At 42.2% G+C, this 9,876-nt stretch carries 6 protein-coding genes and 3 pseudogenes; 5 read left to right on the top strand and 4 right to left on the bottom strand.

The annotated features are described in order from the left end of the window. Positions 1-572 precede the first annotated feature (572 nt). Both C7H79_RS19305 and C7H79_RS19300 read right to left on the bottom strand, forming a co-directional pair. Positions 573-986, bottom strand: coding sequence for a topoisomerase DNA-binding C4 zinc finger domain-containing protein (locus C7H79_RS19305; protein ID WP_258577651.1), 414 nt, complete (start codon positions 984-986; stop codon positions 573-575). Between the two features lie 357 nt (positions 987-1,343). Further along, positions 1,344-1,622, bottom strand: a pseudogene (locus C7H79_RS19300) (nuclease-related domain-containing protein); the annotation flags it as partial. A 567-nt stretch (positions 1,623-2,189) separates the two neighbouring features. Between C7H79_RS19300 and tnpA the strand changes: the two are divergent. The 3 genes and pseudogenes from tnpA (at position 2,190) to C7H79_RS15570 (ending at position 3,658) form a co-directional block, all read left to right on the top strand. Beyond that, a pseudogene (gene tnpA, locus C7H79_RS15580) lies at positions 2,190-2,486 on the top strand (IS200/IS605 family transposase). A gap of 239 nt (positions 2,487-2,725) precedes the next feature. Next, positions 2,726-3,163, top strand: coding sequence for a hypothetical protein (locus C7H79_RS15575; protein WP_106708190.1), 438 nt, complete (start codon positions 2,726-2,728; stop codon positions 3,161-3,163). A 318-nt stretch (positions 3,164-3,481) separates the two neighbouring features. Beyond that, the gene (locus C7H79_RS15570) at positions 3,482-3,658 is read left to right on the top strand and encodes a PLDc N-terminal domain-containing protein (RefSeq protein ID WP_106708189.1); all 177 of its coding nucleotides are present in this window, start codon (positions 3,482-3,484) and stop codon (positions 3,656-3,658) included. 114 nt (positions 3,659-3,772) lie between these two features. Here the strand turns inward: C7H79_RS15570 and C7H79_RS18125 are convergent, their stop codons facing one another. Next, a complete protein-coding gene (locus C7H79_RS18125; RefSeq protein ID WP_172592476.1) occupies positions 3,773-3,922 on the bottom strand; it encodes a hypothetical protein in 150 nt (49 codons plus the stop codon). A 1,507-nt stretch (positions 3,923-5,429) separates the two neighbouring features. Here C7H79_RS18125 and C7H79_RS15565 point away from each other — a divergent pair. Continuing rightward, on the top strand, positions 5,430-6,533 hold the full coding sequence (locus tag C7H79_RS15565; RefSeq protein WP_106708188.1) for a multicopper oxidase domain-containing protein: 1,104 nt from the start codon (positions 5,430-5,432) through the stop codon (positions 6,531-6,533). 30 nt (positions 6,534-6,563) lie between these two features. After that, entirely contained in the window at positions 6,564-9,329 is a 2,766-nt protein-coding gene (locus tag C7H79_RS15560; RefSeq protein ID WP_242447336.1) for a multicopper oxidase domain-containing protein, read from the top strand. Positions 9,330-9,599: 270 nt separating this feature from the next. Here the strand turns inward: C7H79_RS15560 and C7H79_RS15555 are convergent. Further along, a pseudogene (locus tag C7H79_RS15555) lies at positions 9,600-9,812 on the bottom strand (IS3 family transposase); the annotation flags it as partial. Between the last annotated feature and the right edge of the window lie 64 nt (positions 9,813-9,876).

Genomic DNA, 9,876 nt, shown 5'->3' with positions numbered 1-9,876 from the left:
AAATTATTGAATTGACGTTTGTTGTCATTATCCATTGGTTTGAAACTTTGAAGGCAATGAAGCCGTATAATACGTGCGAATTTCCTTCGAGTATATCAATGAAAGCCAGGCATTCAGCATGAGCTCGTTCAAGATTGGCTTCAAACTCCATGATTCCCGCGCGTTCTTCAAATGTCATGTGCTGTCAAATATGGAATCCCTATGACAAAGCAGCGAATAGATGTGCATAGTAGATAATAGCGCAATACAACGGACGCGAATTTGCTGCTCCCGAAACAATCTGCAGAACACCCCAGGTTAAGTACCGCTACGCTTATTCTTATGCTTACCGGCAGCGGGGCACGACTGAAAATATCAATGGATTGATCAGGCAGTATTTTTTCAAGAAACGTGATTTCATACCGATTACACAACAAGAGATCGATACAATTCTGTAAAGATGAAACAACCGACCCAGAAAACGGCTTGTATTTCTCACTCCTTCGCAGGTATTCATCAACTCAGGCGTTGTACTTCATGGTTGGATCCATATATCTTTGATTACGTCATTGACACATACTAATGGCTTTGCATTAATGGCAGTCTTTCTGACGATGAGCGTCTAAACTGGAGTTTTCTATGCATTTATAGCTGTAATCCTTAAATGTGCAATTCTGGTGTTTGCCATAATTACTGCATTCTAGGAATATAGACTTTCCTTTGCGCTCAACTAGTTTCCCTTCTTTGCACCAAGGACAGGCGTCGCCAACCTTATGCGTATTTTTAAGTTTGGAATCAAGCTTCACGTCAGCTACCGACACTGACGATTTTTCTGGGTTGGAGGACGGCAATGGATAGATGCTTTTGCAGTTTTTTGGGTAGCCTTCACAGGCGATAAAATAACGCTTCGAGCTTGCGCCACGCGTAACGGATTTTTGTACAAGTTTATACTGCCCACATTCTGGGCAGATCTGTCCTTCCTGGATATCGTGCCCTTGCTCCGGCATAGGAATGTATTCAGCTTTGAAGAGTTGTTTATCGGTAGCGGATATCAGGGTACGGAGAGGAGTGTGGCGGCTCAACAGGAATTTAGCAATCACTTCTGCTTCATTCTGGGTCATTTTCCATCCGCCTGGTTTTATCTCCATTGACAGGGAAAGCAGATTCTTAACAAAGGAGCATTTTTTTAGAAAATCTTTAATGGCGGGTGTAACGGCATCTGCTTTCATCACCTGGGGTAAGTCTACGCCTCTATGAATAATTCCGCTGTCGGAGATGGCTGCATATACCATAATCGGGCAATAGTAAAACCCTTTTTGCACTCCCATAATCGTGCCAAGTAGCTCGCTCTTGTTGGCAATCAGAAACTGCTTGAGTATCTGACCTTGTGCTTCTGCTTGAAGCACGGGAGAGGGCATGCCTTCTAATCTCCTCTCATATTCGCGCGCCCATTCGCCGTGCGCATTGATATGTACGCTTCCGGTGACGCTCTTGGATTCGATAATAAACAGCCCCCATATGCTGACAAGCAGATGGTCTATCTGAGCGAATTCACCCTCGTGCCCAATTCTCAGGTCGTTGATCACCCATATATTCTTCGCGGTGCCGAACTCGCGTTTGAGATAGAAAGCCATCTGTTTTTCTGCCGCGTCTCCCGCTACAAGACGGCGGTCGGTTTGCGAGAAGAATTACTTTTCTTTAAGTATCATCGTTCTGGGTTCAATTGGCTTGGCTGTGTTTCTAGTTTAGGTGACTTACATCAGGCGGATGTACCACAGCCCAATTCTCGGCTACATCTCACGTACTCAATCAACGACTCAGACTCAAAAAACATTAGGCAGAAAATTTCTCTCAATAAAATTCGAGTCTGAAGTTCAACGGTACGAAAACTTATGTATAGCAATAAGTGTTTACAGTTTTACATACGCAAGAAAATATTATATGAGTAAAATCACCCTAATAACGTGCCATGGTAATCTTTCGGTTTATATTCTGATTTCAGTGTTTTGTGCAACGCGCGGATGCTCTCGATATCTAGCCGATCTAAGGTCGAAGCCGGTGCAGATGTCGATACGGTCAAACTGCTGGGCTATTCTTCAGATAATTAATAACAGGTAAACCCCCGGCTCAGCCGGGGGACTCCCGAAGGTTTGACCGTTACGGCAGTCGTCGTAACGTTCTCGTCCCAACCACGAGACGAGGAGTCAAAGATGAAGGAGTACCAAAGTTTGAGCCATACGCGCTGGGATTGTAAATATCATGTGGTATTTATTCCGAAGCGGCGAAAGAAACTGATATTTGGCAAGCTCAGGAAGCATATAGGGGAAGTGTTGCACGATCTAGCAAATCAGAAGGAAAGTGCGATTGTGGAAGGCCATTTGATGCGAATCACATTCACATGTGTATAAGTATTCCCCCGAAGTATTCGGTGTCGCATGTAGTGGGCTCGCGGGTATTTTGTATCGACGGTTGGATTGGACGAGGAAATGGTCAGAGCGTATATCTGAGATCAGGAAAAGGAAGATGAGCGTTATGATCAGTTGAAACTGGGTATATAGGTGCCGCTTCAGCGGCTCGCAAACAGCCCCTTTGAGGGGCTCCAGCGATAAGCCTCCGGCTCTGCCGGAGGTAATTTAACTTAATCAAGAATCTCGAAATGTGCGAATAAATATAGTTAAGGTTTAACATTATTATTAAGTGGATTAGATTTATAATGGTTGTAAATTACATCTAAAGCACCATTACAATGATTCGATTATTTATTTCCATCACTTTCTTTTTGGTTATCGGACTTCTCGGTTACAACTACTTTTTGGGTACGGAACAAGAGAAAGAGCAAGCACAAGAAATTTTTGCTAAGGGAGCAGAAGTTGTAGGCGCTAGTGCGGATCTTCTTAAAGCTGAATATGAAAAATTCAAAGAAGGAAAGTATGACAAATCCTTGGAGAATATTAGTAATTTCTTAGGCAACGTGAAGGAAAAAAGCAGTGAATTGGTGGCTGAAATTGAAAATTGGGAAAAAAGAAAAGATGATTGGAATCAAAAGAAAAGTGACGTAGAAAGATTACTCGATTCCGGATCAGGTTTTAAGGATGAAGAAGTTAAAAAAACAATTAAAGATTTAGAAATAGAGGGTGATTCACTGAAAAGTGAGGGCAAACTTCTCAAGGAAAGAGTGAATTAGGTATTCGAGAAATAACCGGGCATAACATAACTGCTCAGATCCGTTCATCATTCAAATGGTGCTGGCTAATTAACTGTATCTGAGGGATGAAGGCGGAGTGAAAAATTCATTGGTCTTGTTTTAATCAGCGATTTCTGAAGGTGTATGCCGGTCATCTGTTTCATTCCGCTTGTTTTGAGTAAAATGTTAGGAAAGGTCCAAATGTTACGTAGGGAATTTTCTCTTCCTGATTTTTATCCAAAGCTACTTTGGATTAGTTGATTACTTCTGAATTAATTCAAGATTTTGATTATTTTAATTAAAATTGGGAAATAAATCATGGGTATTGAAGTCAGTGGTGTTTCTGGTCTTATTTTATTAGTCCTTAATGTATGGGCGATTATTAAGGTTGTACAAAGCTCAGCGGGCACGGGAAACAAAGTGCTATGGATAGTACTAATATTGCTTCTGCCTATAGCGGGTCTGATCCTGTGGTATTTTTTAGGTCCTAGATAGAGAAGTGGCATCGCAAATTCAGACAGTCCGTTAAGTGGTAATCATGCTCAACCTAAACCTAAACCTAAACCTAAACCCTGAATCGGTCCGATATTTCTGGAGACTTTTTTTGAGTCAGGCTGCATCAGTTGACCCTTTTAATTGGCGATAATATGCCATTTCAAATTCTGCCGATGGAATATTTCCAATCGGTTCCAGTAGCCGTCGATTGTTGAACCAGTCAACCCACTCCAAGGGGGTAACTCCACTTACACAGTGACACATCGAATGAATCTGCAAAAAGTTATGCATAGTTATGTTCAGTAAAGAAACTGATGCAAATCTTGCAGGTAATTGGTTGAGTTCAGTAGAATAGTAGAGGAAACTGGAACCAAAGCCTCAAAAATGACATTCTTGGATCACTAAAAATTAAACAATTTATATAATATAATCATTTGTAAATTACTTCTCGGTTAGTGTGAACTGAGAATTAACAGCCTGGGACTCCATCTGCTGGTCAGCTATCAAGCCAGTGCTCGAGTTTAATTATTTTTATCCTTAAGCTCGATATTTTTAGCGAACGACATCCGACCGGCCACGAGTCCAACTGCAGTGGGCTACACGCTGTCAAGGCAAAGCGGGAAAAGGGTTGGATTTAACTAAAAGCGGTTCGGAGCGCGTCGCTGGTGAGAGCCGGGAGGGCAGTCGTCGCTCCTCCAAGAAACAATCCCGGAGCGGCTAGCTATAGCCACAACCGCGGCTAGTGCTCACTCGCTCGACCAGCAGTTCCGCTCATTTCCTACGGCGGATTTATCGATGCGTTCGTGATTTTGGCCTATAGGATCTAACCAAGGTATCCGTAAATAAAAAAGGCCAATGTTTAAATACCATTGAACTTGTAGAGGAGTTGCGAGAATTTTATGCAAAAATTTTCGTGTGAGCTCCACGCACGGGTTTTTTAGGATCGCGAAGTAAAGCAATTACTATAAAGCGACTTAGTTGATAGATGGCTGTAGTGCACCATTAACTTCGGATCTAGATGCCACAAGTATCTGTCGTACTAAGTAAAGTGTTCTACCATCATTGATCCGCAATGAAGCAAATTGTTGACGCTAATCGTGTGGCCGCAAATGGGGTAATCCTGCCTTAGTGCGTAATCGCGTCTATAACTTTCTGATAGTGGTGTATGGCTTGTCGATTTTGCCAGAGTCTCTAATTGATTCGGAACCTCAATTTCAGATCAACATAGCCCCACTTGGATGAAAGCACCTCAAACAAGTGACAACTTGACTGAGTATGAATATGGCAATCATGCAGACAGAACGATTCTCGTCATTACGCAGCGCAATTATTTTGTGATCGAATACTTGCTTTTTCTGCAATTTTGAATATTGCCATAAATCTTTTATTTTATCTGACAAACTTAAAAGAAATTTGCTACAACAATCAATAATCTTTCCTTCTATACACTAGAATCAGAAAGCGATATTCTCGCATCTGTAATACCATATTTTTACAACAAACGGTAGATCAATCGACACCTTGTAGGATACATTCCGTCCTCAATGTGCTAAGCGAGGCTATTTGAGCGCAGAAAAGGTATCTATGCATTATAAGGTTTCAGCTGGTTTTGTGATCCTTCTAGTGGAAAATCTTTGGAGTTTTTGTTCTCTCTGTTTTTTGAGTTTACCAACAGGTTCTTATGTGAAATATCAATAAATACTAGATGTAGATGCATGAAAATTAACAAGAATAAAGAAACATAATAAATAAACTAAGGAGGGTACGGAAGATGAAACACAGGTTTGATGAAATATTTTCTATGGATGTAAGGCACTCACAATGTAATTCTGGAATACCTAGATTAAGTCGTCCCTTAACTGAGTGGATGGTTATTCCAGCGCTGATAGTCAGTATGTCGTTTTTTCTTTTTGGAGATAGCGTACACGCAAATGAAAAAGATAGCGGACACACACATAATAGAGCTGACAAACAGGAGAAGAAAAAACCAAAGGGAAATCTGCACCGCATTGAAATGTTTGCTGATAAGCTGGTTGAGGGTGAAGATTTTCTAGCCTACAGAATGATGTTGCATGAAGTGACTGATAAGAAGGGCAACACGACGGACATTACAAACAGATATAGCCGAGAGGCAATAATTCCTGGTCCTACCATTATTATGAACGAAGGCGACATTGCTGAAATTACACTTTTTAATCAAGTGCCCAATCCAGATGAAGTTCATTCGCATGAAAATGTCAGCCTGCACGTACATGGTGTTCACTATGAATTCCATAGCGATGGCACACTAAAGTATATCAACTTGTCGGAGGATCAAGGTGCTACGCTTGTTCAATCCTATACCTACCGCTGGGATGCCGCGCCCGGTACTGCGGGAACCTGGCCATATCATGATCACAATATGAATACCCATAATGGTGCGGAAGATAAAGGTCTGTTTGGCGCTTTGATTGTTAATCCGGCATCCGATGGCGTTGTGTCAATTAGTCAAGGTGGCAATAGTATCAGTGTGCCCCTTTCCAGCATTAAGAAAGACTATGTTTTGTATATATTAGACGATATTTTTATTGGAACTGAAATTGATACACTGACAGGTGAACAAACGCCCATAATGGTGAACCCTACTTTGACTGCAACAAGTGGCAGCAATGTGCGATTTCATTTGCTTGCACTTGGTACCAATTTGCATCAATTCACGCTTCCTGGATATAGCTGGGTTGAACCAGGAACCAATAAACTTATTAGTGAGAAAGCGATTGGCCCCCTGGAGAAACATGTGTTTGCTATCCAGGCTAGTGCCGATACGTTCTACCAGGATGCAACTTTCTCGGGGAAAACGCAGAGAATGGTTGGCGAGTTTAATGTCAATCCCTAAACAGAATAAATCTCAATAAAAGGAAGTTAAATGAAGATAAGCGTTTTTAAGTTGAATATTATTAGCATGATAATATTCATGTTGTTTGCAGCGATGCTGCTATTTTCAAATCTGGCGCTGGCTGCGACGCATACCATCAGTCTGTCAGCAGAAAAATTACCTAATGGCCAGTTTGGTTATAAAATGATCAATCATGCCAGCAGCGAAGGTGACACGCCAACATACCCGGATACAGCGGTTATTCCTGGGCCAACCTTATTTGTCAAGCAAGGCGATGTTGTTAACGTTGAATTAATTAACAATATTGACGTTGATGTTGGCTTTTTTGTTCCTGAACTTGCATCTGGCAATGCCAAACAGGTGGCGCCTGGACAAACCGGTAACTACCAAATCAACACTCAAACTGTGGGCACTTTTCCATATGGCGATATTGAATCTCATCTTGTTGGCCTGTTTGGCGCGATTGTAGTCGATAACCAAGATAATAGGGTGCAAAGTTTTGTAGATGTCGCTGGTGAAATTGTATCTATCAAACGTAAAAAGCTGGATAAAGAAATCGTTCTGTTTATGGTGGGTTCAACTTTCTGGGGCACAGAAATTATTAACGGAACCCAAACACCATTATGGACAAATCCTTCACTTCGCGCTGTTCAGGATGACAAAATTCGTTTCCATATTTTATCTTTGGGACCAGGCCATACCTGGCATCTGCACGCTCATCGATGGTTAGAATCAACTGGCATTCCAGTGTCACAAACTGCTCCTAGTGTTATCGATGTCAGATTGATGAAAGATAACTATGACAGTCATTCTTTTACCGTTAAAGCAGGTGTTGGTGTTGGACCAGGTGTTTGGCAATATCACTGCCATTTGTTTTCACATATGGAAGCAGGCATGGCAGGTACATTCACGGTTCTTGCTAAAGGTTCCAAAAAATACGAAGCCAGCATTGCCGGTGCCTCACCGTATGGTGCAATTTACCTTAACCCGAGCGATGCGCCAGGTCTTGTGACTTTCGAGATAACCGACGTGCCTGGGAGCCATTTCAGAAGCACCCGACATAAAGACCTTAGTCCAGTCACTAAAACCAGGTCACTCGAAATTATTCCGCCAGAGAGTAGCGTTCACTTTGTTATGTCAGACACTGAAGGGGTACATACCATTACCAGCCTGATATGGCCGAGCGGTGCAAATGACGATAACGGTGGCGGTGATTCACGCCGTATCCCTTTTGATCAGATTAAACCCTATCGAGGTGGCGGTATCGTAAAATTATCTACTCCAGGCTTGTATGTATTCACCTGTAAAGTTCATCCTTATATGTTTGGTGCGGTTATTGTCGATGATCCAGCAACAGTAGGACTGGACTTGGGCGATACTATTGACATAGCGGGTGGACTAAATAATATTCCGACATCCAGTGACTTGGCTACACAGCTATTGAAACTATTTCTGGTTTCAACTACTTATGAAAACTGGATGAATTTTGCTTCAAATGAGCCTTGGACTGTGAGCTATCCATCAGTTGACGTCAGAACAGACTTGGGGCCACTTAATCTGGCAGACGTGCTGATTGCCAGGTATCACAAAGGCGTAAATAAGATTCCATTAGCACCGCTGATCAATCCAGCTATTCCAGGTGTTGGTGAAGTATGGATTGATACGCAATCCGAGAAAACTGCGGGCAAAGCAAAGCATGGTACCGTCACTGTGTTGGATGCAGAAACTTGGAAGCTCAAACGGAAAATTGCATTGCCAGAAATCAACATGAACAATCCGCACAACATGTGGACAAATAGAGACCAGTCGGTCGTGTATGTAACACAATGGTTTGATAAGCGGATGACCTTTGTTAATCGTGAGGATGGATCATTAATTCGTGATATTCGGGTTGGCGACTCGCCTGCGCATGTGATGACCCTGCCGACAACTGATGAGCTATTGATCACCTTAAATGGTGAGAATGGTATGGCAAGAATTAATCCAGGAGAGTTTGAAGTCAATAGAAGAACATTTACGCAGACACCGGGAGCGGATAATGCCAATCCACATGGTCACTGGATTAAATATGATGGTACCTTAGTCAGTACCTCCAATATTGGTACACACGATGCAGGAATTTATGACACAACTACTGGGCAAATAATGTCAAGAACGCCGACAGGAGCAGGCTCACACCCTATTGCTGCAGGCATGACTAAAGAAAAGCTTTATATGGCAAACTTATTGACTCATTCTGTGACTGTTGTAAGAATGTCTGATGGTGAGAATTTAAAAACCATTAGCCTCATTGCTGATTACGATCCAATCAGTGGGAAACTGGACGACAATGATAAAAATGGTGTGTTGGCAATCGGTGTGCTCCCTGTGCAAACCCCCGTATCACCTGACGGTAGAGCTGTTGTAACAGCGAATTTGTTGGGAATGATCACGATTATTGACACGCGGACTGATGAGATTGTCAAAATGCTGCCATGTCCCCAAGGGTGCCATGGCGTTAATTTTGGCGCGAAGAAAAACGGCGGTTATTATGCTTATGTGACAAGTCAGTTTGCTGATGTTCTCACAATCGTAGATATTGATCCAAATGGAGATGGTAATCTGTCTGATGCTGATGTGGTTGGTTTGATATCACTGGTTGCCGATAATAATGTGTCGAGCGATGATACGATAATTGGCATGCAAGGCCAAGGTGGCCAGGGTGTGTTGGCTATCCCTAATGTCTATAATGGCTGGGTACAAAATCTGCCAGAAACATGGAAAGCAGGCTTAACTGCAGAGCAGATCAATCCATAACATAAATCTGTGAGCAACTGAGTGGAAAAAATAAGTTAAATCAACTCCGGCAGAATCGGCGGTTTACTGATTGAAAGATTGAATCAGGCCGGTTTTTCCGGAGACTTTTTAGTTGGAGTCAGCTTTATTAGTTGACTCCTTTAATTGGCGAAAATATGTCAATTCAAATTCTGCCGGTGGAATATTACCAAGCGGTTCCAGTAACCGGCGATTGTTGAACCAGTCAATCCTCTCCAGGGTGACGTGGTCAATTAATTCTGGACAATCCAGTTAAGCAACTTTCTCAAATTTTTCTGTTTCTGCCTCATATTGATTTGGACTTTTGTATCCCAGGTATGATTGCAGCCGATGACTATTGTAGAACATAGAAATATACTGCAGTACATCTTGCTGCGCTGCATAGCGGTTTGGCTAGTTTTGCCACTGGACTCGTTCCTGTTTAAGGCTGCCGAAAAAAATTTCTGCTACAGCATTATAGAAACAGTGTAAGCGTCCAACGCCACCATCTAACATCTCTTAATGCGCTCAATTATCCTCAAATATTTTT

It is taken from the genome of Nitrosomonas supralitoralis, assembly GCF_003011925.2.
Lineage (GTDB): Bacteria > Pseudomonadota > Gammaproteobacteria > Burkholderiales > Nitrosomonadaceae > Nitrosomonas > Nitrosomonas supralitoralis.
The sequence above is the reverse complement of the archived record's forward strand: the minus strand, read 5'-3'. Positions and strand labels throughout refer to the sequence as shown.